Annotated in this window: 25 protein-coding genes; 11 read left to right on the top strand and 14 right to left on the bottom strand. The window is 37.6% G+C overall.

Annotated features, from left to right (window positions below):
* The first annotated feature begins 48 nt into the window (after window positions 1–48).
* Together phoR and H4J57_RS08885 are read left to right on the top strand one after the other, a co-directional pair.
* Window positions 49–1,344, top strand: coding sequence for a phosphate regulon sensor histidine kinase PhoR (gene phoR, locus H4J57_RS08890; RefSeq protein WP_182216484.1), 1,296 nt, complete (start codon window positions 49–51; stop codon window positions 1,342–1,344).
* A 464-nt stretch (window positions 1,345–1,808) separates the two neighbouring features.
* On the top strand, window positions 1,809–2,774 hold the full coding sequence (locus tag H4J57_RS08885) for a PstS family phosphate ABC transporter substrate-binding protein (protein WP_182216486.1): 966 nt from the start codon (window positions 1,809–1,811) through the stop codon (window positions 2,772–2,774).
* A 351-nt stretch (window positions 2,775–3,125) separates the two neighbouring features.
* On the opposite strand, the gene H4J57_RS08880 is transcribed toward H4J57_RS08885, so the two are convergent.
* From H4J57_RS08880 to H4J57_RS08865, 4 genes are all read right to left on the bottom strand, one after another.
* Complete coding sequence (locus H4J57_RS08880; RefSeq protein WP_182242545.1) at window positions 3,126–3,623, bottom strand: glycine cleavage system protein R; 498 nt, start codon at window positions 3,621–3,623, stop codon at window positions 3,126–3,128.
* A gap of 36 nt (window positions 3,624–3,659) precedes the next feature.
* Complete coding sequence (locus H4J57_RS08875; RefSeq protein WP_070375936.1) at window positions 3,660–4,040, bottom strand: PilZ domain-containing protein; 381 nt, start codon at window positions 4,038–4,040, stop codon at window positions 3,660–3,662.
* A 157-nt stretch (window positions 4,041–4,197) separates the two neighbouring features.
* Complete coding sequence (ettA, locus tag H4J57_RS08870) at window positions 4,198–5,877, bottom strand: energy-dependent translational throttle protein EttA (RefSeq protein ID WP_070375937.1); 1,680 nt, start codon at window positions 5,875–5,877, stop codon at window positions 4,198–4,200.
* Between the two features lie 208 nt (window positions 5,878–6,085).
* Window positions 6,086–7,402: a leucine-rich repeat-containing protein kinase family protein gene (locus tag H4J57_RS08865; RefSeq protein WP_182242544.1), complete on the bottom strand. Its 1,317-nt coding sequence runs from the start codon at window positions 7,400–7,402 to the stop codon at window positions 6,086–6,088.
* A 220-nt stretch (window positions 7,403–7,622) separates the two neighbouring features.
* Here H4J57_RS08865 and H4J57_RS08860 point away from each other — a divergent pair, with 220 nt between their 5' ends.
* Window positions 7,623–8,078, top strand: coding sequence for a hypothetical protein (locus H4J57_RS08860; RefSeq protein ID WP_182242543.1), 456 nt, complete (start codon window positions 7,623–7,625; stop codon window positions 8,076–8,078).
* Between the two features lie 188 nt (window positions 8,079–8,266).
* Entirely contained in the window at window positions 8,267–9,868 is a 1,602-nt protein-coding gene (locus H4J57_RS08855; protein WP_182242542.1) for a YdiU family protein, read from the top strand.
* 158 nt (window positions 9,869–10,026) lie between these two features.
* Here H4J57_RS08855 and H4J57_RS08850 read toward each other — a convergent pair whose 3' ends face one another.
* From H4J57_RS08850 to H4J57_RS08840, 3 genes are all read right to left on the bottom strand, one after another.
* Window positions 10,027–11,208, bottom strand: coding sequence for a chorismate mutase (locus H4J57_RS08850; protein ID WP_146796287.1), 1,182 nt, complete (start codon window positions 11,206–11,208; stop codon window positions 10,027–10,029).
* Window positions 11,209–11,408: 200 nt separating this feature from the next.
* Window positions 11,409–11,801: an MAPEG family protein gene (locus tag H4J57_RS08845; RefSeq protein ID WP_070375942.1), complete on the bottom strand. Its 393-nt coding sequence runs from the start codon at window positions 11,799–11,801 to the stop codon at window positions 11,409–11,411.
* Window positions 11,802–11,853: 52 nt separating this feature from the next.
* Window positions 11,854–14,265, bottom strand: coding sequence for a penicillin acylase family protein (locus H4J57_RS08840; RefSeq protein ID WP_182242541.1), 2,412 nt, complete (start codon window positions 14,263–14,265; stop codon window positions 11,854–11,856).
* A 182-nt stretch (window positions 14,266–14,447) separates the two neighbouring features.
* Between H4J57_RS08840 and H4J57_RS08835 the strand changes: the two genes are divergently transcribed.
* The 4 genes from H4J57_RS08835 (at window position 14,448) to msrQ (ending at window position 17,280) form a co-directional block, all read left to right on the top strand.
* Window positions 14,448–14,999, top strand: coding sequence for a DUF2058 domain-containing protein (locus H4J57_RS08835; RefSeq protein WP_182242540.1), 552 nt, complete (start codon window positions 14,448–14,450; stop codon window positions 14,997–14,999).
* A 121-nt stretch (window positions 15,000–15,120) separates the two neighbouring features.
* Window positions 15,121–15,483 (top strand): glutaredoxin, encoded by a 363-nt coding sequence (locus tag H4J57_RS08830; protein ID WP_182216499.1) that lies wholly within the window; start codon window positions 15,121–15,123, stop codon window positions 15,481–15,483.
* Window positions 15,484–15,585: 102 nt separating this feature from the next.
* Entirely contained in the window at window positions 15,586–16,605 is a 1,020-nt protein-coding gene (gene msrP, locus H4J57_RS08825; protein ID WP_182175824.1) for a protein-methionine-sulfoxide reductase catalytic subunit MsrP, read from the top strand.
* Window positions 16,606–16,686: 81 nt separating this feature from the next.
* Window positions 16,687–17,280, top strand: a complete 594-nt coding sequence (gene msrQ / locus H4J57_RS08820) for a protein-methionine-sulfoxide reductase heme-binding subunit MsrQ (RefSeq protein ID WP_182175823.1) — start codon at window positions 16,687–16,689, stop codon at window positions 17,278–17,280.
* Window positions 17,281–17,341: 61 nt separating this feature from the next.
* On the opposite strand, the gene H4J57_RS08815 is transcribed toward msrQ, so the two are convergent.
* The 3 genes from H4J57_RS08815 to H4J57_RS08805 form a co-directional block, all read right to left on the bottom strand.
* A complete protein-coding gene (locus H4J57_RS08815) occupies window positions 17,342–19,573 on the bottom strand; it encodes a M4 family metallopeptidase (RefSeq protein WP_182216502.1) in 2,232 nt (743 codons plus the stop codon).
* A gap of 343 nt (window positions 19,574–19,916) precedes the next feature.
* Complete coding sequence (locus H4J57_RS08810) at window positions 19,917–20,276, bottom strand: hypothetical protein (protein ID WP_182175821.1); 360 nt, start codon at window positions 20,274–20,276, stop codon at window positions 19,917–19,919.
* Window positions 20,277–20,316: 40 nt separating this feature from the next.
* Window positions 20,317–20,595: a peptidylprolyl isomerase gene (locus H4J57_RS08805; RefSeq protein ID WP_070375959.1), complete on the bottom strand. Its 279-nt coding sequence runs from the start codon at window positions 20,593–20,595 to the stop codon at window positions 20,317–20,319.
* 247 nt (window positions 20,596–20,842) lie between these two features.
* Between H4J57_RS08805 and H4J57_RS08800 the strand changes: the two genes are divergently transcribed.
* Both H4J57_RS08800 and H4J57_RS08795 read left to right on the top strand, forming a co-directional pair.
* Window positions 20,843–21,736, top strand: coding sequence for a hydrogen peroxide-inducible genes activator (locus tag H4J57_RS08800; RefSeq protein WP_182242539.1), 894 nt, complete (start codon window positions 20,843–20,845; stop codon window positions 21,734–21,736).
* A 174-nt stretch (window positions 21,737–21,910) separates the two neighbouring features.
* Window positions 21,911–22,279, top strand: coding sequence for a hypothetical protein (locus tag H4J57_RS08795; protein ID WP_182242538.1), 369 nt, complete (start codon window positions 21,911–21,913; stop codon window positions 22,277–22,279).
* Window positions 22,280–22,309: 30 nt separating this feature from the next.
* Here H4J57_RS08795 and H4J57_RS08790 read toward each other — a convergent pair whose 3' ends face one another.
* From H4J57_RS08790 to H4J57_RS08775, 4 genes are read right to left on the bottom strand one after another with little or no spacing between them, the layout of a single operon-like run.
* Complete coding sequence (locus H4J57_RS08790; protein WP_182242537.1) at window positions 22,310–22,705, bottom strand: CBS domain-containing protein; 396 nt, start codon at window positions 22,703–22,705, stop codon at window positions 22,310–22,312.
* A complete protein-coding gene (locus H4J57_RS08785) occupies window positions 22,702–23,052 on the bottom strand; it encodes a P-II family nitrogen regulator (protein WP_070375962.1) in 351 nt (116 codons plus the stop codon). Before H4J57_RS08785 ends, H4J57_RS08790 begins: the two co-directional genes overlap by 4 nt.
* A gap of 4 nt (window positions 23,053–23,056) precedes the next feature.
* The gene (locus tag H4J57_RS08780) at window positions 23,057–23,923 is read right to left on the bottom strand and encodes a DUF1538 domain-containing protein (RefSeq protein WP_182216510.1); all 867 of its coding nucleotides are present in this window, start codon (window positions 23,921–23,923) and stop codon (window positions 23,057–23,059) included.
* Window positions 23,923–24,660, bottom strand: a complete 738-nt coding sequence (locus H4J57_RS08775; RefSeq protein ID WP_182216512.1) for a DUF1538 domain-containing protein — start codon at window positions 24,658–24,660, stop codon at window positions 23,923–23,925. The genes H4J57_RS08780 and H4J57_RS08775 overlap by 1 nt, the downstream gene beginning before the upstream one ends.
* Before the next feature lie 277 nt (window positions 24,661–24,937).
* Here H4J57_RS08775 and H4J57_RS08770 point away from each other — a divergent pair, with 277 nt between their 5' ends.
* Complete coding sequence (locus H4J57_RS08770) at window positions 24,938–25,315, top strand: PA2779 family protein (RefSeq protein ID WP_182216513.1); 378 nt, start codon at window positions 24,938–24,940, stop codon at window positions 25,313–25,315.
* Window positions 25,316–25,354: the final 39 nt, after the last annotated feature.

Raw genomic sequence — 25,354 nt, 5'->3', positions numbered from 1 at the left:
TACATAAGTATGCATTTTATTATTATATATAGGTAAAAACGACTCACTATGTATTTTCGTTTATCCGTAAAAAGTATTATCACGCGTTTACTGACTATATTGTCGGTAAGCGCGTTCTTTGGTTTTTTAATTGGCCAAACTCTCCTCGTACTCTGTATCAGTACCTTGGTTATTTTATGTTGGCATTATCACCATTTATTTAAACTTATTAAGTGGCTGTGGCTAAGTAAGTCACTCTCTCCTCCACAATCTGAAGGTATCTGGGGGAAAATATATGATGGCCTGTACCGACAAATTAGACAGCACCGCCACAAACAAAGACAGTTAAACGAAAGAATTAGAAAATTCAGGGATGGTGCTGAAGCATTACCTGATGCTGCCTTAGTCTTATCTGATGAACTGACTATTTTGTGGGGTAATAAAAAAGCTCAGCGCATTTTAGGCATTCGTTGGCCCAGTGATGTTGGTCAACGTATTGACAACCTCATTCGTTTTCCTGAATTCTCTAAATATCTAGAACTCGGTAATTTTGAACAGCCCTGTCATATTATTTCACCCATTAACAGCGAATTACAGTTAGAGCTGCGCTTAATGGCATATGGAAGTGACCAAGTACTCTTTCTTGCCCGAGACGTCAGTAAAATTAAAAGATTAGAAGAAATGCGGCGTGACTTTGTTGCCAATGTTTCTCATGAGCTCAAAACACCGCTTACCGTGGTGCGTGGTTATGTGGAAATGATACTGACCACTGAACATGCGCTCGAGCCTCATTGGCAAAAAGCTTTTAGCACTATTGAAACTCAAGTATCACGTATGGACCGCTTAGTAGAGCAGTTATTAGTTTTATCGCGGGTAGAAAATCATGCCGATGAAGAAAATAAACAATTTGTTGATATGCCTAAACTAATTAAAACATTGGTCGACGATGCCACTTGGCTTAACCAAGATAAACAACACAAAATTACTGCTGATCTTAATGATGACTTATGGATTGAAGGCATAGATACTGAATTGAAAAGTGCGTGTGTTAACTTAATATCTAATGCTATTGCTTACACGCCTGCCCATGGTTCTGTTCACATTTTATGGCAACGAAGTGGTAATAAGGCTAAGTTTTCCGTTAAAGATAATGGTCCTGGTATTCGTCCTGAACACGTTAACCGGATCACAGAACGATTCTTTAGAGTAGACAAGTCACGTTCTCGTGACACCGGTGGTTCAGGGTTAGGTCTATCAATTGTTAAACATGTTTTACATCACCATAATGCCGAATTAGCCATTGAAAGCGAGTGGGGCAAGGGTAGTGAGTTTATTATTTACTTTGAAGCATTAAATAAAAAATAATCTTCTGAACAGTACCTTATCCACTAGTGAATAAGGTGCCGATAGCGCTTTATTTGCTAAACGTGGCTTATTTACCAAGGTTAACTAACTTCAACACACGCTAAATTTTTATCATTATAATAATTATTGCCGCGGTATTTTTATCCTAATCTTTTATCTGAACATTCACGGCTTTAATGATGAACGCTATTATTTGATGTGTTAATTCTTATTTCGCCGTAAGTTCCAGTAATACTACTCGTTATAAAATCGTAGCTAGGGTCTAACTATTCGCCTTTATCTTTGAAGGAAGGAGAGAAATTGATTAAATGTTGTTTATATACCCATATATTGATCACTGTAATATAAGTGTCATAAACCTTAAATATAATTGTCACATAAACTTTATATAGTGTTCATAAATTAATTAGCCCCAAACAAATTAATAATAATTTAATGGGACATCACTCTTAGTGGAGAATAACATGGGTTTTAAACGTGCTTTAGGCGTTATAGGTTTAGCAAGCTTGGTGAGTTTCTCATCATTAGCAATGGATAAAGATTTACCTGAATATAAAAAAGTCAGTGGTATTTCAGGTAACTTATCTTCAGTGGGTTCAGATACCTTAGCAAACATGATGACATTCTGGGCTGAAGAGTTTAAGCGCACTTACCCAAATGTGAATATACAAATTCAAGCCGCTGGTTCATCTACTGCGCCACCAGCATTAACAGAAGCCACTTCAAACTTAGGCCCTATGAGCCGTAAGATGAAGTCTCGTGAAATAGAAGCATTCGAAAAGCGTTACGGCTATAAGCCAATGGCTGTTCGTGTTGCTATTGACGCATTAGCGGTATTTGTTCATAAAGATAACCCTATTAAAGGATTACGTATTGATCAAGTTGATGCTATTTTCTCAAATAACCGCAAATGTGGTGCTGATAAAGATGCAGACCGTTGGGGCGACTTAGGTTTAACAGGTGACTGGGAAGCAAAAGACATTCAACTTTATGGTCGTAACTCAGTTTCTGGTACTTACGGTTACTTTAAAAAGAAAGCCCTTTGTAAAGGTGATTTTAAAAACACAGTTAATGAACAACCAGGCTCAGCTTCAGTTGTTCAATCAGTATCTTCTTCACTAAACGGTATTGGATATTCTGGTATCGGTTATACAACTTCAGGTGTTCGTGCTTTAGCTTTGTCTAAAAAAGGTGACAACTATGTTGAAGCTAATATGGCGAATGCTATATCGAAAAAATACCCACTATCTCGTTTCCTATACGTTTATGTAAATAAGCATCCAAACAAGCCATTAGCGCCAATGGATGCTGAATTTTTAACTATGGTACTTTCTAAGTCGGGTCAAAAGATTGTTGAGAAAGATGGTTATATTCCATTACCGAACTCAGTTGTTCAAAAAGAATTGAAAAAATTAGGTATTAAGCTTTAAGAAAAAGCACCAGTACCACTTTGAAAAGGCCTGGCTTATGTCAGGCCTTTTTGTTTCTATTGCACTGGTAAATCCCTAAAGGTTCATCAAACTCTTTAGGGGAGCTAAGGCTATTTTCAGTTAATACTTATTTTTTTAGTTTCTTAGTTGTTTAGTTTAGTAGCTAGGAGTTAACAGTAATTTTACGGGAGCATTATTAAAGGGGAAAGAGGGGGAATCTTGTTTACTCGATCCTTTTTAACATCAGGGTTAAGCCAGTCTATGAATAAAATATCACGGGATTATCAAGCCCAAAGAAGTATTGATAAGTGGGCTAATAAAACCGTGTAGATTAAGTTACTATTCAACAGATTAACGAGAAATATCAATCATTAAATCGTCAGCAAGATCTTCTAATGCATTTATTAAGCTTGGTGTTTGTTCTTTATTAACCGCTAAGGTTATCTTCGCTTTAAATAGTGGCTGGCCAGTATGTGGCGCATTATCTTGCTCGCTGACAAGCTTTATCATGTTACCGCCTTGATGGTGAATAACCGCAGATATTTCTTCTACAATACCTTCTCGATCGTTTGCTGTTAGCTCTAAAACTACCGGTGACTCATCGTTAATTTGGCTAGGGGTAGTCTTTTCGATAATGACTTTAAAACCGTCCAGTGTCGTAATTGCAAGAGTTAGGGCTTCACATTGAGCTTGCGCTACCGCTATTTCAAGTACACCAGCAAAACAGCCGGACAAATGATGCAAACTGCTGGTTTGCCAGTTACCTTGGTGTTGTTTAATGACTTTGGATAAGGTTTCGACTAAACCAGGACGGTCTTTGGTAATAAATGAAATAACTAAGTGATTCATAATGTTCCTCTATAAAGCAAGGCGATTGTCATCATATTAAGCAAGGCGTGATAATTGTGAAAGTTCTTTATGTAACTGGCTTTCATCACCTAAATTTAATTCAACTAACCGTCTTAAATGGGTGACACTGTCAATATCGATAGCATTACATTGCAAGCCTACTTCACACTGTAAACCTAGCTTGTCATTTTCTTCATGAACGACAGCAATATGCATTTCAACGATTGATTCGCCATTAACTAAGTCAAAATGTAATAAGCCTAACTTACCTTTTAATGACTTTTCAGCTTTAGGCATAGTGACCAAAGCGCCATTAAGTGAAATGTCGTGGATAGTAACTGGATAATTCTGCTGTTCAACCTCTAATATCGCATTGATTGAAAACAAAACTCGCGTGAATTGACGTCTATTTTCCATTGCTTAAGTTCAAATTATAAATGGGTATCTTTAGCATAGCTCCCTTTTAGCAAAAAGGCACTTTATTCGTGTGGATTTTTATAAAACCACAAAAATAAAGTGCCGATAACTATTTAATAACTAATAGGTAATTTAAAAATTATCTATTAGCTTTAGGTTAGCCAATTTTTTTGTATCTAATTCTGTGAGGCTCAGTAGCTGCAGGGCCCAATGTTTTCTTTAACCAAGCTTCATAGTCAGTAAAATTACCTTCATAGAAGTTGATTTTACCTTCATCACGGTAATCTAAAATGTGAGTTGCAATGCGATCAAGGAACCAACGGTCATGCGAGATAACCATGGCACAACCTGGGAACTCTAACAACGCTTCTTCAAGCGCACGTAAGGTTTCAACATCAAGATCGTTGGTTGGTTCATCAAGCAGTAATACGTTACCGCCGGTTTGCACTAGTTTAGCTAAATGAACTCGGTTACGTTCACCACCAGACAACTCACCGATGATCTTTTGTTGATCGTTACCTTTAAAGTTAAAACGGCTGACATAAGCACGGCTTGGAATTTCAAAATTACCAATTTGTAATATCTCATGGCCTTGAGATATTTCTTGGTAGACGGTTTTACTATTGTCCATGTCATCACGGAACTGATCTACACTGGCAAGTTTAACCGTATCACCTAGCTCGACATTACCCGAGTCTGGTTTTTCTGCGCCTGACATTATTTTAAACAATGTTGACTTACCTGCGCCGTTTGGTCCGATAATGCCAACAATAGCACCTTTTGGCACACTAAAACTTAAGTCATCAATGAGTACTCTGTCACCAAAAGATTTTGTTAAGTTATTAACATCTAAAACCTTATCCCCTAGACGAGGTCCAGGTGGAATGTAAAGTTCGTTGGTTTCATTACGTTTTTGATGATCTTGACTATTAAGCTCTTCAAAGCGCGCCATACGGGCTTTACTTTTTGATTGACGAGCTTTTGGATTTGAACGCACCCATTCAAGTTCTTGCTTAATGGTTTTTTGTAGTGCACTTTCACCTTTACTTTCTTGTGCAAGACGTGCGTCTTTTTGTTCTAGCCATGAAGAATAGTTACCTTCATAAGGAATACCATGCCCTCTATCAAGCTCTAGAATCCAACCCGCTACATTATCAAGGAAGTATCTATCATGGGTAATTGCTACCACAGTGCCTGGATAATCGTGTAAGAATCGCTCTAACCAAGCAACAGACTCAGCATCTAAATGGTTAGTTGGTTCATCAAGTAATAACATGTCTGGTTTTTCGAGCAATAAACGACAAAGCGCGACACGACGGCGTTCACCACCACTTAGTACCGCGATTTTTTGATCCCATTCAGGTAAGCGTAAAGCATCAGCCGCACGTTCTAAAACGTTATCAAGATTATGACCATCTTGCGCATTAATAATATCTTCTAAATCGCCTTGTTCTTTGGCTAAGGCATCAAAATCAGCGCCTTCTTCTGCATATTCGTTATAGACTTGGTCTAAACGAGCCATAGCATTTTTAACTTCAGCAACCCCTTCTTCAACAGCTTCACGCACTGTTTGGCTTTCATCAAGTTGAGGCTCTTGCGGTAAGTAACCTATTTTTGTACCGGCCAAAGACGTTGCTTCACCTTCAAAATCTTTATCAACACCTGCCATAATTCGAAGCAGCGTTGATTTACCTGAACCGTTTAAACCTAAAACACCAATTTTAACGCCAGGGAAAAATGAAAGACTAATATCTTTAAGTATTGTTCTTTTAGGTGGAACCACTTTTGATACGCGGTTCATCGACATGATAAATTTATCTGGTAATGGTTGTGCCATGAAAAACCTTATTATTTGAAGGAAAAATTAACTTGTCGATATTTTAGGTTAAAGGGGCTGGGCAAGCAAATGTGTTTGAATCGTTTTAGTACTGGTGTTTAAAAAAAATCGCTTTGTAGAGAATAAACTGGTTTGAAAAGAGAGCTTTTAAAACCAGTCATTCGATCTCACCGGTTATACGCCTAATAATATGAATTAAAAAATCAGGTTAAACGTGTACTTTTAATTGCTCAACGATAGCGAAAAAGGTGGGTCTTTTAAACGTATCGGCTTGCATACAACGCTCTTTTATTATCAACAGAGCTTGGTATTGCGCAGTGTTTTCTAAATGAGCAGACAAAGGCAATAAATCATCTAATAAACAGCCTAAAGCTCTCACTTCTATCGCTTGCATTGCTTTTTGTTGTGTTTCAGGCAAAACCTTCAAGTTAGAAGCGGCACCAAAATCACCAAACAGCATATTTGCGTTTTCATCGACCATAGTATTGTGAGCATAGATGTCACCATGGCTGACTTTATTTTCATGCAAATGACGTAAAGTATCAGCCATGCTAAGGACTATTTTTATTATCTGACTTGTTGTTAATGTGGCAGATGTAGGGAACGTATCACGAGTACAGCTTGTTAATGAAGGGGGTAAACCTAAGTTATAAAAACGCTGAGGAATTAACTCCATTATTAAAGAAAGTTGCTCTTTCGACATAATTTTAGCAATGACTTTGATTAAGTTTTTATGTTCACCGGCTTGCAGGCAATTATTTAGTTCATCAATAGGGTAACCATCACTGGTTATTTCACCTTTAAAGATTTTTACCGCTATATCTTCGTCTGAATCAATGGTGATAGGTCTAGTTAACCATGTTGCTTGATGAATTATTCCTGATGCGCCTTCACCTAATTTTTGTTTTAGTTGAAAGTCTTGCGGTGAAACACTCGGTATCTGATCAATCACTGGTTTAACACTGTGTGTTAACTTATTACCCGAAAAAGCCAGCCACGCCAAGTTAGGTAATTGAAATAGCCAATCGGGAAGTGTGATTAACTGATTAGCAGAAAGACGCATTAATTCTAAATTTTTACAGTTCTTCATACTATCGGGCAGTTGCTGTAATAGATTGCCAGCCAATGCTAATTTTTGTAAACGGCTTAGCTTGCCCATTGAATGGGGTAGTGCTGATATTTTATTATCGGTTAATATCAACCAACGTGTTCCTGTTGGCAGCACGTCTTCATCTACTCGGCTTAATTGATTACCTTTGAAACTGATCATTTCTAGTTGTGGGCAAGCCGCTAAGACTTCAGGAATACTTTTAAAGTTATTATCAGTTAAAAATAATATCTTTAACTTCTTCAATGAAGAAAACTCACAGGGTAAAGCCGTTAATTTGTTATTTGCTAAGTCTAATACTTCAAGAGAGTTTGCTAATGAAAAGATTTTTTGCGGAAATTCAGTTAAATTCTCACTGAGGGTTAAATGCGTTATATCTGAATATTTACCTGAATTGAGCTGGGCTAATGTTTGCAAGATAAAGCCTAATAGGGCGCTAAAATTTGCCGCTATTTTACCGCGAAACTGAACTAAGCTAAAGTGCTTTAATATTTTTGGCGTAAATTGGCTGTTCTTATGCGATTATTAATGATTATTTCCTGTTTGGTTATCCTTAAAGCGATTAATGTCATCATAACTTAACCACTTTATTAACCTTAGTTTATTCATTTACCTCACTGATAAAATAAGAGTCACTATGTATAAAATACAAAAAAAAATCATTATTACCAGTGTTGTGATAGCTTTTTTCGTTGCTGTTTCATCGAACGCACAGCATTATCAACAAGGTATTGATAAAAATAGTATTGTAACGTTTAAACAGGTCATGCAGGCATTGTTATCTGACACCAAGATGATCACACAAGGAATTATTTTAGAAGACTTTAGCCTTGTTGAAAGTGCAGCACAGGGGATTATTAATCATCCAAAACCAGCAATGTCGCAACGGAAAAAATTGATGAAAGCCTTAGGAACAAAAGTCGCTACATTTAAAGGTTTCGACGAAGTTGTTCATGGTGGTGCTATCAAAATTAAGCAAGCGGCCAAAGAAAAAAATATGGTTGTTATTGTCGCTGAATATCAAAAATTAATACTGGCTTGTCAATCTTGCCATAGCACTTTTAAAGCTGAACTGACGATAGCTTTGCAATAGTCAGTGCTAGCTTTTACCTAAGTAGATATTACTTTTTAATGATATGTATAAGTGAATATATAAATAAGTAATAGAAAGCTGACAAGGGTATAACCCAAATCAGCCTTTTGTTTGAAATGAATATTGCAATATAGAAACTGACAGTCAATAATTCCCTTTCAATTCTATTTTTCAATTAGTCGCTTATTTTGTCTTACTTAGATTTCAATATTGATAATAGCTTTTCTTCACAGTTACCTGAAGATTTAGAAGAGTCTATTTTTCCGCACCAAGTTCATGCCGCTGCTTTTTCTTGGGTATCACCTAAAAGAACGTCAAATCCACAGTTGGTTACGGCTAGTCGTGATGTTGCCTCAATATTAGGGTTAAGTGAAGAGCAGCTTAAAAGTGATGAATTTTTACAGTTGTTCACGGGGAATGTCGTGCCCAAAGAATTTGCCCCTTATGCGATGTGTTATGGCGGACACCAGTTTGGCCATTGGGCTGGACAATTAGGTGATGGCCGCGCCATTAACTTAGCTGAAGTAAACACTCCCTTAGATGGCCATAAAGTTCTCCAGCTAAAAGGTGCAGGACCAACACCGTTTTCACGAACGGCTGACGGCTTAGCGGTATTACGTTCATCGGTACGAGAGTTCTTATGTTCAGAAGCGATGTTTCATTTAGGTATTCCTACCACCCGAGCACTGAGTTTATCGTTAACGGGTGACAGTGTCGTTCGGGATATGTTTTATAACGGTAATGCGAAAGCTGAATTAGGCGCTGTTGTCTGTCGAGTGTCATCGTCATTTATGCGTTTTGGAAGTATTGAGCTACCGGCTTACCGTAAAGATAAGGCTTTGTTAAAGCAGCTCGTTGATTATTCGATAAAACGAGATTTTCCGCATTTATTAAATGACCACGAAAATGACTCGGTACAAGGTTACTTAGCTTGGTTTGATGAAATTGCCCAACGCACTTGTCGATTGATGGTGCATTGGATGCGGGTTGGTTTTGTTCATGGCGTAATGAATACCGACAATATGTCATTAATCGGTGAAACGATTGATTATGGTCCTTATGGTTGGATTGATAATTTTGATTTGTCTTGGACACCAAATACAACAGATGCTCAAGGTAAGCGTTACAGCTTCGGCAAACAGGGTGAAATTTCACAATGGAATTTATTTCAATTAGCGAACGCTATCTATCCATTGATAGAAGAGTCTAAGCCACTAGAAGTGATATTAAATAATTACAGTAAAACGTATCAACAACAGTGGCATGAAATGATGTCGAATAAACTGGGTATTACGGCTGAAGATATAAACCATAAAGCGGACACAGCCTTGTTTTTAGCACTCGAAACCTTGTTGGGTGATATAGAAACAGACATGACTATTTTCTATCGTTTACTGGCTGATTTTAGTTATGACAAAAAAGTTAAAGCAAATAACGTCAATCATTTTGCCGATTGTTTCTATCTAGACGAGCAGTTAACGCCTCAGCATCAAGCACGTTTTTCTTCTTGGCTAGAAAACTACGCTAATCGAATTGAGCACGACGAAAAAACAGCAGCGCAAAGAAAAGCGGCGATGAATAAGGTGAACCCTAAATATGTATTGCGTAATTATTTAGCACAACAAGCCATTGAGCTTGCAGAGCAAGGTGATTTTAGTAAATTACATGAATTACAAAAGGTTCTGGAAAACCCTTATGATGAACAAGTTAAATATCATCATTACAGTGAGAAACGTCCTGAATGGGCGAGAAATAAGGCGGGTTGTTCGATGTTATCGTGCAGCTCTTAAAACGCTGTTGAATAACGCTTAAAACTAAAACTAAAACTAAAACTAAAAATAAAACTAAAACCTTACCGACCTGTATTTTTCAAGAGGTCGAGTAAGGTAAATTTTGCTGGCGTAGAGACTTTATCAAAGCCATTAACTTAAAAGTTAAGCGACAACGGCTAAGCGTTTATCGCGCTACTTGGTACACTGGTTGGGCTAATATGTTCAATAGGATAACAGCCTAATATTTTAATGAAATTAGTAATTGAGGTTATTTCATTAATTGCCTCTTGCAGTACAGCACTCTTCAAATTGGCTTCAACATCAATATAAAACATTTCTTCCCATGGTCGCCCTTGAATAGGTCTAGATTCAAGTTTACACATGTTGATACCTTTTGCTTTTAAAATAATAAGACAATCAACTAAGGCACCTGCTTTTTGTCCTGTTGCCAAAATCAATGCCGTTTTAGCCGGGATTTGTTCAGCGACATCAATAGGTTTACGAGCGACTAAAATAAAGCGACTGTGATTTTCTGCTTGGTTAGCAATCGACTTTTCTAAAGCATGAAGCTTGTAGAGATGACCACCTTCTTCACTGCCAATAACGGCGACTGTAGGGTCTTGCAACTCATACGCTTGGGCCATTGCATCAGCGGTACTGTCACAATATTCGATGCGAATGTTTTTTTGTTTGTCGAGAAAATTACTGCACTGAGTAAAGGGTTGTCCGTGCGCGTAAATCGTTTTTATTTTGCTGAGTTGGGTATTTACTGCGGTTAATAAGCAGTGCTCAATAGGCTGAGTTATCTCACCAACAATTGACAAGTTAGTGTGTTGTAGGGCGTCATAAACTTCGTTAATACTACCTGAACTGGTATTTTCAATGGGCAGCATACCGTAATCTACATGGCCAGATTCGACTTGTTGCATAATTTCTTTGAAACTTTGGCAACCGTATTCATTGATTTTTGCTGCACGGCGTGAAAAATATCTATGACTGGCTAAATAGCTATAAGAGCCCTTATTACCTAGAAAAGCGACGCTAACCGTAGGCACTTGGATATTGGGGTTGGCCAATGTTTGTAAATAGGCTTGTTGATTTAATACTGAATCTTCAATAATTGTTTGATAAACGCTGGTAACATAGTGAGCGTCTAAACCAAGCACTTTACCTTGGTTAATTAAACGTATTAATAATTCTTGCTCGCGTTGTTGATCGCGAACGGGGCGTATCTGATGCGCTTTACTTTTTGCAACACTGAGAGTGAGAGAACGGCGTTGAGCAAATAACTCTAATAATTGCTGGTCAAGTTTGGTTATTTTTTCACGAATTTTATTCAGATCTAAATCTTCACTCACAGTACTTCCACCCTATATATTATTTTCGAAAATGGTTAAAAAGAAAGAATCCTGATGTTTTAGTAAAGGAAAGTCATGAAGGCGACTAAAACAAGCTATTAGCTAGGATATATAGCATTACTGTAGCGAGGGCGAAGAAATTGTTCAAGCCTTTATTGCTAAAGGCTTGTATTAAAAAAATCTATAATAGAAATAGATTTTTAGCTTTGTGGAAAACATTGCCAAATAATGGCAAAAGAAGACACGGTTGCTACTCCCCAGACAATTGAGCGCAGTAGTCCAATATTGAATAAATATAATAAGTTGTAAGCCACTCGAGCGACAACGTGGGTAATTGCTAAGAAGGTTACACTGTCGGTTATTGTATTTGTGGTTATTGCGAGTAAAACCGCAGGGACAAAAATAATCAGTGATTCAAAAGCATTTTGGTGAGCCGCGAGTGCACGGGCTCCAAAGCCAGTTAGTTTTGCTTGTTGCGCACGCGGGTGGTTATTGTCATAACCATCGAGTTTACTCATAGCTATTGCGACAGGGGCTTTAGCTAAATAAGGCAATAGAGTGGCTGCAAATAAACACCAGATAAGAATCGTCATACTTTTCCTCTTTTTATATTGTAGATATTAATTTTAATGTTGAAAATTTAGCTTAATAGCTCAGTAATGTCAGTGTATATTTTGTCTCACCCGGTAAGAAAGGTGAGGGCTTTCCTTGTACCCAATCATCATGACCTAAACCATAATAAGGGCTCCACGGGTGGCCAGACTGGCTGGTTGGCATATGTAATATTCCTGAGGCCTCATGACCCGGTGAAACCACCATACGTTGAGATGCACCAAAAGACTTTCCTTGGACACGAGGCATATAGCTATCGCCAGCAAGAGGTATTGGCAGCATATCTAACCAACGACCAATAAAGGGTATAGCGTTACTAAGTGGGTGTTGTATTTTACTGGTGTTTTGTTGCCCCCAAGTCGCTTTAGCCAATGGTTGGTCTTGGGTCATATCCGTTAAGGTGGCAGAGAGTGCTCGCTCAAAAACTTTTTGCCAGTTATCTTCGGGCAACCATAAAAAGTTGCTTGGTTGTTCATTAATCATTTGCCAAAGCGGTGTTTCTACTTGGTGGCGAATGGTGTGAAAAGAGTAGCCATTATCTAAGTGAGTTAAGTTTTCGTTGAGTAGACTAAAAACATCATTACGCACATTCAAGCGAAAATTATTAACAAGGCGATAAGCAACCGAGTCTGTGCATGCACATAAATTATCAGTATTAAGGGTTTCTTTCACTGCTTGCCAACGCGGATGATTGATAATCGCGTCTGGTGTTAGTACTTTATCAATTAAAAATTTCTGCCAGCGTTTTAAAAAAATGGCGCGGTCGTCCAGCGCAATATCAAGTAAGTTTTGTTCTGAAAATACCTCTTTTGCAAGCAATCCCTCTCTGATTTGTTGTGCCCTTGCACCAAGTGCATAACCGCCGTTGCCTAATTTTTCTAACATTTCCCCGCCAACCACACGAGCATTTGCGGTCCATAAACGATTATTTTGCGGATTTTTAATTTTAGGATACAGATCCGCTTTTAAATATCCCTGCCAATGATTGATACCGTCACCCCAATGTGTAGGTGTTTCACCAAACGAGGAGGATTTTTTTGGAATAGGCCCCATGATTGTCCAGCCAATATTTCCCGCTTTATCTCCGACAACTAGATTTTGTGCCGGAATACCTGCTTGGTTAGCAATGTTAAATGCCTCATCAACGCTAGTGGCTAATTCGAGTTGAGTTTGGTGCAGATTTACGGCTTGTACATCATGAGCAACCCAGCGATAAGCTAATAATTGTTGGCTGTTGTTCGTTCCTATAACTGGCCCCCAAATTGTTTCTTTGACTATGATTTCCTGCGCGTCTTGACCTTTTACCGCAATAACATGTTTATGCTCTGTAAAGTCTTGGTAGCCAGCAGGTGTTAAGTATTGGCTGTTATCTGCATTGGTATCTAAAATAATTATATCGCTCCAATCGCCGTAACTATTAGTAAACCCCCATGCAATATTACCGTTACTGCCAGCAATGATATTAGGTGTTCCCGGGAGGGTCAGTCCTGTTACTTTGATGGCTTTATTGTTATCGCTTTGATATTCAAAGGTTGCCCGAAACCAAGTGTTTGGTACGCGTATTCCTAAATGCATATCGTTAGCAACAATAGCACTTCCTGTTTTACTTATTTTCCCCGATACCGCCCAGTTGTTTGAACCTGGGAACTCCTCACCTTGATATTTTTGCTCAGGTATATTTTTTACTAAATTTTGTACCGTATTAGCAGCTAAAGCATCTTGTTCAGATGAGGCAGAAGGCCATGCACGTGTTGGCATTTTACTTGATGGATACTGACTACCATCAATGGCGGCATCCCAAATGCTGCCTTTAGGATTCAAAAATTTAAAGACATCTTCACCTAAGGTGTTTTTTATATTTCCTAAGGTTCTTTCACGGTCACCTGCCGCATATTGTAAGTCCATGTACATACTTAATACGGTTAATATGGTGTCTTCTTCTTGCCAAGAAACGGGAGCTTGTTGAAGTAATAAATATTCAAAAGGAGGTGAGCTTAAATTATTTATGCCCTGATTCACACCACGGGTATAGGCTTTTAATAAGGCTAAATCTTTTTCAGGAAGTTGTGCAACTATGGCTCTAGCACGCTCACGAAAACGATGACGGCGGATCTCTTTATCATGTGGCAAGGCTTTTTCGCCAAATAAGCTGGCGAGTTCGCCTGCTGAATTACGGCGCAGTAGGTCCATCTGAAAAAAACGTTCTTGGGCATGTATAAACCCTGTGGCGACTGCAACATCGTTACGTTTCTTCGCTTTTATGGTGACAATACCCTGACTATCGCGCTCAACAATGGCTGTATCACTCAAGCCAAGTAATGTTCGCTTTCCTTCAAGTACCGGTAACGCGCTATCAATTTGGCTGTAAATCCAAGTACCTAAACTTGTAACAACTAAAAATAAGATCAGCAAGAAACCAATTAATATATGTTTAAATCTATTCATAATGTGGTGTATTTAGGATATTTAGACGTGCTAGATTACCTTATTATTTATAAAGTTAACATTTAATGATAGAAGATTATTATCGGTTTATGTACAAAGAAAAGCCGAGCTACTTTTTTATTGCTATTTTTCCCGATAGAATAGCAATAATTACTATTGATAAACCTAATTAAGGAGTTTGTATGGCATCTTTACAAGATCAGCTATTAAAAGCAGGCTTAACGACTAAGCAAAAAGCGCGACAAGCAAATACAAGCCAGCGTAAATCAAATAAACAAAAACGCAGTGGCGTAGCAAAAGACGAAAGTTTACAAGAACAAGTAAAGCAAGACTTAGCTAAAGCTCAAAAAGAAAAATTGGCGAAAGACACCGCGCTCAATGAAGAAAAAAAGCAACAACTCGCCAACAAAGAAAAAATGCTACGCATCCAACAAATACTCGAACACCATCAAATAAAAAATGTTACCGGTGAAACAGAATATAATTACACCTTTAACAGTAAAATTAAAAAGTTATTTGTTAACGCGGTTACCCATAGAGCTTTAGTTAATGGACGATTAGCGGTTTGTGGGTTAACCGAACAGAGTTATTTAGTAACAGCTGAAACCGCAGCAAAAGTAGCGACTTTAGATGCTAGTGTTATTTTAGTACAAAATGATAAAGTGGAAAGTGATTTAGTTGAAGCTGACGATCCTTATGCCGATTATCAAATTCCTGACGATATGATGTGGTAGATAGCCATTTGCGCGAAATGAAAGCAGTGTTAACCAAGTAGATATGTTAAACTCGCGCAAAATTAGGGTGGCTGTTTTTAGACAGTCTAGTGTTTTTTTTTAAATAAAGAGAAGTTGATTTATGTTTATTGTTCGCTGGATTATTGGTCGTATTATCTTATTGTTAAATTTTGTTTTTTCACCGAGCGGCCCAAAAAGAACAACTCAATTGCAAGCTGAAATAGATACAAGCACACAACACTTGAGCTTATATCAATTACCCGCTTGTCCTTTTTGTGTGAAAGTTCGTCGTTCTATAAAACGCGATGGTTTAAATATCGAATTACGTAATATTAATCAAAATGAGAATTATCGTGAAGAGTTAATCAAAGAAGGTGGAAAACGTACGGTACCTTGTTTGAAAATCACTGATGAAAACCAAAAGGTTACTTGGTTATATGAATCTTCTGCTGTGGTTGATTATTTACATCAATTTGCCCGTTAATTGATAGAACAGTAATATTATTTTATAAATAATGAAGTATTTCTCTATTTCTCGGGTCTATTGGTTTATCGTTAGTTAATTAATAACCTGAGAAGTAGCCATATGTTAATTAAATCTCCTGGAAAGTCAGCACTAAAAGAACATCAAGTTACCAGCGAAAGTGTTTACTTAAAGCGTAGGCAGCTTATTAAGCAAATGGGTTTCTTCGGTGCCGGTACTTTATTATCTTCAACTATATCTAGCACTGTAAACGCCCAAGGTTTAGATTTTTTTTCATCAGAACCAGAAAATACCTTTCAACGTTATCCCTTAAAGTTCACGGCTGACGCTACTAATAATACTGAAGTGTTGACACCTGAAGCTAAAGTAACCAGCCATAATAATTTTTATGAATTTGGTATAGGTAAAAACGATCCCGTTAATAATGCGCAAAACTTCAATATTAAACCTTGGCAGCTCACGATAAGTGGTGAGTGTGATAAGCCTTATACTTTAGATTTAGATGATTTAACGAAAAGTTTTGCCCTTGAAGAGCGTATTTATCGGCTGCGATGTGTAGAAGCTTGGTCAATGGTTATCCCATGGGTTGGCTTTGAATTATCAAAACTATTAAAAAAGGCACAGCCGAACTCTCGAGCTAAGTATGTTGCTTTTGAAACCTTACACGACCCAGAGCAAATGCCAGGACAAGCAAGTAGGCGAATGGGCGGCGGTATTGATTACCCTTATGTGGAAGGGTTACGTATTGATGAGGCGATGAACCCACTTACCCTAATGAGTGTCGGTCTCTATGGCAAAACATTACCAGCACAAAATGGTGCGCCAATCCGTTTAGTGGTGCCATGGAAATATGGTTTTAAAAGTATTAAATCGATTGTTGCAATAAAATTTGTTGAACATCCTCCTGCGTCAACATGGAATATTTTAGCCCCTAACGAATACGGCTTTTATGCCAATGTTAATCCTGAAGTTGACCATCCAAGGTGGAGTCAAGCCAGTGAACGAAGATTAACTTCTGGCGGATTGTTTGCGCGTAACCGTATCGATACTTTGCCTTTTAATGGCTACGGTGAGGAAGTTGCCGATCTATATAGAAACCTTGATTTACGGAAAAACTTTTAAAAATAGCGACAGGGTAAAATCGTGAGTAGGGGCTTTATTGCCCCACTAATCTGTAGTAATAACTTGAGTCGTATCATCTCTATGAAGTATAAAGTTATTTTGTTTAAAGTTTTTGTCCACCTTGCGGCTTTTTTACCGCTAGCCAATGCTTATTATCTGGCTTTTACTGATCAACTAGGCGCTGACCCAGTTGAAGCCATTATTCACTTTACCGGTATTGGTGCGTTTAATTTATTGTTGTTAAGTTTAATGATAACGCCTTTAAGTAAGCGTTTTAAAATATCAATATTATTAAAAGTTCGCCGTTTAGTAGGCTTATATAGCTTTACTTATGCTTTCCTACATTTAACCAATTTCCTAGTGTTTGAAGTGCAGTTTGATTGGTCACTATTTGTGAGTGAAATACTTGAACGACCTTATATTACTATTGGTATGGCGGGCTTATTGATTTTGTTAACGCTTGCGATAACATCAGTTTCGTTATTAAGAAAAAAAATGGGTAAAAATTGGCAAAAGCTCCATAATTGGGTTTACTTAGCCGTTGTTCTTGTTGGGATTCATTTTTATTGGTCGGTAAAGTCTGAAATCATAGAACCGAGTATTTATCTTTTTATTACTTTTCTTCTTTTAGCACTTCGTTTTAAAAAACTAAATAAGTGGATAAAAAAAGACTAGCCAAAAGCACCGGCTAGTCTTAACTTATTTATTATTTATAAAGTAATGACTATAAATAATTTTATGGATTTGCTTGCAATGTTAATGTCATACCTGAAGCTGTACTATAGCCAAATATATCTATATACCATGTACCTGCAGCAGGGGTTGTAAAGCTACAGCTTTCATTGTTACCATTTTTATAAGGTCGACAATCATAGGCAGAAGCTGTTGATTGTGCTCCTCGGCGAATATATAAGTCAGCATCACCTGACCCCCCTGAAAGGCTAATAGTCAGATCGGCATAACCTGCAGGTAAAACTTGAGTAAAGCGCTTCCACTGTCCTTTTGATACAGCAACATTCGACTCTGAACCATTAAGCGCAGGATTTCCTGTAGCAGCTTCTGTAAAACTACCTGTTAAGCTAACTCCCGAAAATGCTGAATAGGCTTTGACTCGAACATAATATGTTCCACCCGTTGATGTACCTGCACAAGACTCTACATTTCCGCCTTTATAAGGACGACAGTCATAGCTTGAATCGGTAGGTGCTGAACCAAACTTAACATACATATCAGCATCACCAGAACCACCCGTTGTTAAAAAGCTGATATCTGTTGCGCCCGATGGAACTTCCATCGTGTAAACAACGTCTGCATTTGTTGACGCACTTAGGTTCGTGGCAGCAACACCATTGGTTAATACATTACCCGTTGGAGGTGTTCCTGTTGTCGGACAAGCACCAACACCTACAGCACACCAAGCCGTTTCTACTGCTGTTTTTTCGGTAGCACCATATAAATCTTGTGCGGCTTGAGCTGTTGCCGCTCTTGCACCCGCAAAATTAGTATTTTGATTCATGTAGGTAACAAGTGCACGATAGAAAATCTTTTCGGCCTTTGCCATACCTATACTGGGTACTTGTGCCGTTGATTTGTTGCGCGGATGAGTACCACCGTCTACCAACAAAACATAAGCTAAATTAGCAATACCTGAGTTACCGTGAACACCACCTTGGTCATTACTATTACTTGGGTTACTTACAAAAGGAATGCGCTCTGGGTACCAATCTTTTGAGTAATTATCTTGAGTTGGATTATCCATGTAACGTAAGGCCTGACCTTGAGTGTTATATAAACCATCTCCCAATAACCATGAAGAACTTGTTGTGCCATTACGGTAAGCTTCGGCTGAGATACCAAGAATATCTGACCAAGCTTCGTTTAAGGCGCCTGATGCATTGGCATAAATTAGGTTTGCCGTTTTATCTGTGACACCGTGTGTTAATTCATGACCTATGATATCAAAGTCACTGGTAAAGTCGTTCATGCCACCAGATGCTTGACCATACATCATTTGTGAGCCCGTCCAATAAGCGTTAACTACGCCTAAATCAACACTAGATACGAGTGTCATTCCATTGTTATCAAGGCTGTCGCGACCAAATTTACTTTGATAATAGTCATACACTTTTGACGCGCCATCATGTGCACGTTGTGCTGCGGCGTTACTGCCACAACTTTGTGTGTTAGTACATAACAAAGTACCTGGAGCCGAGTTTGCCGAACCGCCATTAAGCGTGTATGTCCGCCAATTTTTAGCAGAATGTACTTGTGGCTCTCTCGCTAAGATTTCAGAAGTATTCACATCAAAGTATATAAAATCACGACCAAAGTCTTCACCGCCATTATCCCATGATACTTCTAGTCTATAAGCGAGTTTAGTTTCTTCTGAAAGTGGTAGGTACACGTAAGCAAGCTCTGGAATATTTAACACGTCTCCAACACTTTCAGCAGCAACCAGTGCTTGTGCAGAGTCATTGCTTAATGCACTAGCGTTGTTCATTACTGAAAACGAAGGTAATGAATTAGTGGCTAATTTACCCGTAACTTTATAAACGCTACTTGCACTATTACTTGCGTTAAAAGTATTTATTGGCGAATTAGTATGCATAATCATACTTGTACCATAAACTTTAATACCGTTAATCGTTTGATCAAAGTGAGTATGGCTTTTACCTAATTCATCAGTCCATTGGCGTCGAACTTTAAATTTTTCATTACCAACTGAGCCGTATGAGCTTTGATTTGAAATGATGTTTTGAAAGGCTTGTTCTGCAGGGTTTTTGATTACCAGCGGGTAATTTCCAAGCACTGGACTTGGGCTTGCTGGTGCCATAACCGGTGTTCCGGTGTTTGTTTCTTGTTGCAGTGAACTGGCGCTCATTTCAACAGCTGTTGCGTTCATTGTTGCAGCGGTAAGTGCTGCGCCAATAAGGAATGAAAGTTGAGAAATCTTATTATTATTTTGCATTAAGTGTTCCTAATTTTACTTAATTTATACTTGCATTAAAAGCCAAGTGATATTTTTATTTTCCTCCCTCATTCCTTTGATTAATTTGTCCTCCAATGGCCTTGAGGATTTTTTAGCCAGTCTTTGCTGACAAATCAACCGTAACATTGATTTAACATCTTTAGCAACAAATTGATCTATTATTAATATTTAATTAACAACTCTATCAATAAATTATTGTTTAAAAAAATTTATGCGAAGTGATATTTGTGAAATAGGCAATGATTTATATAAGGAAAAATAAATAAAGATTCGAGAAAATAATGAAAGTATCTAACAAATTAATAAGGTATTAACGCGTTCGTTAATTAATAAAGGTTAGCGTGTTGGGTAGGCTATTGTTTAACGTTACAAAGGTAACCTTAGGTTGTTCTTGGTTGTTAGGTACTATGCCTTCAACAAGCGCGACAATGGTTGTTGATGGTGCATTAGCACTTCTAGACGTTACGACGACAGAAACGAGTTTTCGCCATTGGCAACCAACAAATCCACAAATATCACCAAGCTCGAGTTGCTGGTAAGTTATTTGAAAGTTAGTGATAGATTTATCAGCAAGGTAATGAATTATTTTTTCATCTGCTTTTACCGCGTCAATTGCAATAGAATTAGCTTGGCAGTGATTTGAAATCGATAAAAGAAACATCAATATTATAATTTTTGCCATTGATAACCTTTCCTTTATCGATTTTTAAGCAAGCTGACTATTAAGAGCGAGCCGTTACTTCTAATAAATGATAACCAAATTGCGTTTTTACTGGTCCTTGAACTGTGTTTAAATCAGCAGTGAAAACCACTTCATCAAATTCTGGTACCATTTGACCACGGCCAAATGATCCTAAATCTCCACCTTGCATTTTTGAAGGACAGTTTGAGTGCTCCTGCGCTACAACCGCAAAATCTGCTCCATCTTCGATTTGTGCTTTAAGCGTTAAACATTGCTCTTCTGTATCTACTAATAAATGACGTGCTGATGCTTGTGACATGTTGCTTCCTATATGATGGTGTAAATTAATCCTCTAACTTTACCGTATCTTTAGAAAAAATTAAAGAAATCGATGGATTGAATTAATATTCATCAACTTTATACTCGGTTTATTGATTAAAATGACAAGTTAACAATAAATTTATACTTTTGTCCTCGGGTCCTTATTCGGTGTTTGTTAAATCATAATCGTTTTATTTAATTGTGATGTGATAAATTAATCGTCATTACCCTTTGGACTTTGCCTTATGTTTTTACCGAATCTTAAACATTTACGCTATTTAATTGCGCTTTACCAAGAACAAAATTTTCATCGAGCAGCTAGTGCATGCTTTGTTAGTCAGTCAACCTTAAGCAGCGCTATTCTAAAATTAGAAGAACAGCTAAATTGTCAATTAATTGAACGTGACAACAAATCTTTTATATTTACTACTCAGGGCATTGAAGTTGTTGAAAAATCCCGACAGTTATTAGTCTCGGCCAACGAATTAGTCAGCTTTGCAAAACAACAAGGTAGTGAGTATACCGGCACCGTACGTATTGGTTGTATTCCAACGATTGCGCCATTCCTATTAACCGATTTTGTACGCGCCTGCCAAAGTAAACTTCCTGATTTAGCCTTGTTTTTACGTGAAGATACTACTGAAAACTTAATGAAGATGCTTAGTAATGGTGAAATAGATTTGTTGATTCTAGCGTTGCCAATAGCAGTAAACAACTTTCATTGTCGATTAGTAGGTAAAGACAGGTTTTTTATGGCAGGTAATAAAAGGCTAGTAGAGACCTTTCAACAAACAGACAGTTATAAACATTTACCAGAACAGAGTATTTTCTTATTATCATCAGAACATTGCCTTACTGAGCATGCCTTGTCGGCATGTAAACTTGCTGATAAATCGCGTATTCATTCTTTTTCTGCGTCAAGCTTGTCAACATTGGTACAGATGACCGCTTTTCATCAAGGTTTTACTTTTTTGCCTGAGATGGCGGTAAAGAAAAATATTGGGGAAAATGAGGGGTTAACCATTGCACCATTAGATCAAGATTATTATCGAGAAATTGGTGTGTTATGGCGAAAAACGTCAATGAGAAATGTTTTATATAATCAATTGTCAGCTGTGATAACTGACTTATTAATTTAATTAATCAAACTAACTAATCGATAACTCAGCTCACGGTAACGATTTATTGAACAATAGCTAAAGCATTATTTGCTAGTTAATTATAGTTAAGTGGTCTTTGTTTGTTCTAGCATAAGTTAATTTTTATACTGCTTGTTATTATAGTTGGGTTATCGTTATTTTAGGAAGTTGTAGATGTTATTTTTGTATTTATATATTGGCTATTGTTTGGTTAAACTTTACTCGGTTATTAATGTTCTATCACAGCAAAGTCTTGCTTTGTCAGCCATTATATTTTCAATAGTGGTCTTCTTTATTTGGTCTTTTATACCTGTGTTAGGCTATTTGTTGGCCAAACTTATCGGAGCAAAAGGGCAGTCTAGTGGCTATATTTTATTTATTATCGGTGTGGGTGTTAGCTTATTAGAGAATGCTTTATTTTACTTTAATGTTATTACACCTTATCAGGGAGACACCGGCACATTAATTGTTATGGGCGTATTTTTTATCACCGCTTATTTTTCTTTTAAAACGCCAAGATGTTTTACTCATAATAAAGCCTAAAGCATCACCTTAGACTTTATAACAGGGGTGCTATTCTATCTGGCTAAAAACCATATTAATGTAATCAACCATGCCAACAATTTCATTGTCTGCAACAACGGGGGCTAAGTGAATGCTAAAGCGTTCAAATAACCGAGCGCAATATCTTACATCCATATTTGGGTCAACACTTAAGATAGGTTTTGCCATTATTTCATATAAGTTTACCCGGTCGGGCGAACGGTCTTTTGCTAAGACCTCTTTCGCAATATCAGCAAGCATCACTAAACCGTATTCATCTTGAGGATTACGCTTATTGATAATTAAGGCATTAACATTATGCTTTTTTGCTAATTTAATACCTTCAGCAACAGTCATCATGCCATCAGCAAATTGATAGTTATCAGTGGTCATTGCATCTTTAACTTGTACTAATTTATGGATCATAGTTCTTCCTCAACTTTACCTTTTAAGCGTTCTACTTGATGAGCTACGCCAACAGCATCTTCGACATTTAGTTGAATCGCAATACCTTTACCCGGGTCTTGGTCAAACCCTGCGATTTTACTGATCCGTTCTAGAATTTTTCTAGATAAATGTTCTTCAACGACAAAAAGTAATACGTCTCTTTGTGTCTCAAGTTGCATACCAAAAAAGGTTCTTTGGCGTTTAATACCTTCACCTCTAGCATTATTTATTATCGTTGCGCCAGTGGCTCCAGCCATTCTGGCGCCTTTCATAACTTCGTCTGTTACACCGTCGTCAACAAATGCGACAATTAGTTTGAATTGCATGTGATCACCTGTTTAATTTATCTTGTCTTGAGCTTTTTGAGGGCTCTTGTTTTTTTCTTAAGCTGCGTTTATTAATATTAATTCGTTTTCTGTTTTCACTTTTTCGTTCGATTTGTTGGGCTTTTGCTTGGGTTAATTGTGCATAAGCCATTACAGCAATAATAGGAAATAAACTGGCAAAAGCGATTAAGCCAAAACCATCAATCAGTGGACTACGTCCTGGAATGGTACTGGCTAAACCTAAGCCTAAAGCGGCAACTAAAGGGACTGTGACTGTTGACGTGGTTACACCGCCAGAGTCGTAAGCCAGAGGCACAATTAGCTTAGGACAAAAAAAAGTTTGAATAACGACAACGATATAACCAGAGATAATATAGTAATGAATAGGATGACCAACCACGATACGATAACTACCAAGGGCGATACCGATAGCAACACCAATCGCCACAGATATTCGTAAACTATTGGCCTTTATGGCTCCACCAGAAACTTCTTCTGCCTTTATTGCTACAGCAATCAATGACGGCTCAGCAATTGTAGTGCTAAAACCTATTGCAGCTGCAAAAATATATACCCAGAAGTAATCTGACCAATGAATGCGAGTTAATACCTGTTCGCCAGTATGGATAAATTCTGGCGCTGTTAATTGTGTTGCCATCATTTTACCTAATGGAAATAAGGCTTTTTCTAGACCCAGTAAAAATAAAGCTAAACCAATTAATACATAAATAAAACCAAAGCCGACTTGTTTAATATGTGGAATGGGTTTGCGGATCACTAATAGTTGGAAACCTAAAATAATTGACAGTATTGGCAGTACGTCAATAATGGTATTTTTTAAGGTAATTAAAAACTCAAAAAGTAAAGCCATTAATTGATCACCATGCCGTAAATCATCACAAAAACCATCGGGGTTAATGAAGCTAAAGCGATTAAGCCAAAACCATCGGTCATCGGGTTTCTACCTTTGATTGCCGAAGCTAAACCAACGCCCAGTGCAGTGACTAAGGGAACGGTAATGGTTGATGTAGTCACGCCACCTGAATCGTAAGCAATACCGATTATCCAACTTGGAGCAATCATTGTCATCATCACTACAAGTACATAGCCTCCCAAGATGAGGTATTGAATTGGCCAGCCACGTATAATACGTAATACACCAATCACAATGGCAAGCCCTACGGCAAATGCAACAGTAAAACGCAGTCCATTTGCATAGGAAATTTGTGCGGCTAAAGTATCTTTTATAATGCCACCAGAGGCGGCCACACTTGCTGCTTCTTTGGCTACAGCAATTAATGAAGGCTCGGCAACGGTGGTGCCAAAGCCCAGGCAAAAAGCGAAGGTAAGTAACCAACTAATGCTGCCTTTTTTTGCAAAGGCTTGTGCCATAGATTCGCCAATGGGAAATAGTCCCATTTCTAGGCCATAAATAAAAAAAGTCAGGCCGAGCACAACTAATGCTAAACCTACTAAAATATCACCAATATTTGGCATGGGTTGTTGGAGAACAGCAAATTGAAAAAAAGCGATCACTAAAATTATTGGCAGTAAGTCTTTGCAACTACCGAGTAATGCTTTTAAAAAAACGATAAGCTGTTGATTCATAAGAATAGTGTTTTAGTAGGTTTAGGGTATTATATAAAATGTGAAAAGTATTACTTTGTGCTGAATCAAACTAATTGTTTTATTTAAATTTAAGCTAAGCACAACGGATTAACCTTATATAAAATCAAGATGTCGCCTAACATTGTTAGGGTTTTCAATTATCTGTGCTAGAGTCATACCTTGATATATAACGGTTTGTGACTGGCTAAAGTAATTAACGCTTAGTCGTTAGCCTTATTTTACAAGTATCACTATTAATCATTAAGCGAGCAATAACATGAAAAAAATATCAATAGTATCCTGTGCAATATTTACTGTGTTGTTTAGCATCTCAAATGCTTTTGGCGCAGTTATCCCTTCAAGCAATGTTATTCAACAGCAGCAAAGTTTGTATAACACCCAACAAGTTTTAAGCTTACTTGATGGTGCAGAAGTTCAAGAAAAGTTAGTTTCTTTGGGGGTTAATGTTGCCGATGCTCGAACTCGAGTGGCTAATATGACACAACAAGAACTCAATACTTTTAATTCAACCCTAAACGATATGCCTGCTGCTAGCGGAGTCGTTGGTACTATAGTCACTGTGCTAGTGGTTTTAGCTGTTTTGGATGTAATGGGTATAACTGATGTTTATTCATTCATTAGACCCATAAATTAAATTATAGGTGTTAAATTATACCTTTTGTAAAGCTGGCCT

The sequence above is a fragment of the Colwellia sp. BRX8-7 genome (assembly GCF_014077275.1).
In the GTDB taxonomy this organism is placed as follows: domain Bacteria; phylum Pseudomonadota; class Gammaproteobacteria; order Enterobacterales; family Alteromonadaceae; genus Colwellia_A.
The sequence above is the reverse complement of the archived record's forward strand: the minus strand, read 5'-3'. Positions and strand labels throughout refer to the sequence as shown.

Coding starts and splice junctions, on each gene's coding strand:
- phoR (WP_182216484.1), top strand. CDS start 49: ATGTATTTTCGTTTATCCGTAAAAAGTATTATCACGCGTTTACTGACT.
- H4J57_RS08885 (WP_182216486.1), top strand. CDS start 1,809: ATGGGTTTTAAACGTGCTTTAGGCGTTATAGGTTTAGCAAGCTTGGTG.
- H4J57_RS08880 (WP_182242545.1), bottom strand. CDS start 3,623: ATGAATCACTTAGTTATTTCATTTATTACCAAAGACCGTCCTGGTTTA.
- H4J57_RS08875 (WP_070375936.1), bottom strand. CDS start 4,040: ATGGAAAATAGACGTCAATTCACGCGAGTTTTGTTTTCAATCAATGCG.
- ettA (WP_070375937.1), bottom strand. CDS start 5,877: ATGGCACAACCATTACCAGATAAATTTATCATGTCGATGAACCGCGTA.
- H4J57_RS08860 (WP_182242543.1), top strand. CDS start 7,623: ATGTATAAAATACAAAAAAAAATCATTATTACCAGTGTTGTGATAGCT.
- H4J57_RS08845 (WP_070375942.1), bottom strand. CDS start 11,801: ATGACGATTCTTATCTGGTGTTTATTTGCAGCCACTCTATTGCCTTAT.
- H4J57_RS08840 (WP_182242541.1), bottom strand. CDS start 14,265: ATGAATAGATTTAAACATATATTAATTGGTTTCTTGCTGATCTTATTT.
- H4J57_RS08835 (WP_182242540.1), top strand. CDS start 14,448: ATGGCATCTTTACAAGATCAGCTATTAAAAGCAGGCTTAACGACTAAG.
- H4J57_RS08830 (WP_182216499.1), top strand. CDS start 15,121: ATGTTTATTGTTCGCTGGATTATTGGTCGTATTATCTTATTGTTAAAT.
- msrP (WP_182175824.1), top strand. CDS start 15,586: ATGTTAATTAAATCTCCTGGAAAGTCAGCACTAAAAGAACATCAAGTT.
- msrQ (WP_182175823.1), top strand. CDS start 16,687: ATGAAGTATAAAGTTATTTTGTTTAAAGTTTTTGTCCACCTTGCGGCT.
- H4J57_RS08815 (WP_182216502.1), bottom strand. CDS start 19,573: ATGCAAAATAATAATAAGATTTCTCAACTTTCATTCCTTATTGGCGCA.
- H4J57_RS08810 (WP_182175821.1), bottom strand. CDS start 20,276: ATGGCAAAAATTATAATATTGATGTTTCTTTTATCGATTTCAAATCAC.
- H4J57_RS08805 (WP_070375959.1), bottom strand. CDS start 20,595: ATGTCACAAGCATCAGCACGTCATTTATTAGTAGATACAGAAGAGCAA.
- H4J57_RS08800 (WP_182242539.1), top strand. CDS start 20,843: ATGTTTTTACCGAATCTTAAACATTTACGCTATTTAATTGCGCTTTAC.
- H4J57_RS08795 (WP_182242538.1), top strand. CDS start 21,911: ATGTTATTTTTGTATTTATATATTGGCTATTGTTTGGTTAAACTTTAC.
- H4J57_RS08790 (WP_182242537.1), bottom strand. CDS start 22,705: ATGATCCATAAATTAGTACAAGTTAAAGATGCAATGACCACTGATAAC.
- H4J57_RS08785 (WP_070375962.1), bottom strand. CDS start 23,052: ATGCAATTCAAACTAATTGTCGCATTTGTTGACGACGGTGTAACAGAC.
- H4J57_RS08780 (WP_182216510.1), bottom strand. CDS start 23,923: ATGGCTTTACTTTTTGAGTTTTTAATTACCTTAAAAAATACCATTATT.
- H4J57_RS08775 (WP_182216512.1), bottom strand. CDS start 24,660: ATGAATCAACAGCTTATCGTTTTTTTAAAAGCATTACTCGGTAGTTGC.
- H4J57_RS08770 (WP_182216513.1), top strand. CDS start 24,938: ATGAAAAAAATATCAATAGTATCCTGTGCAATATTTACTGTGTTGTTT.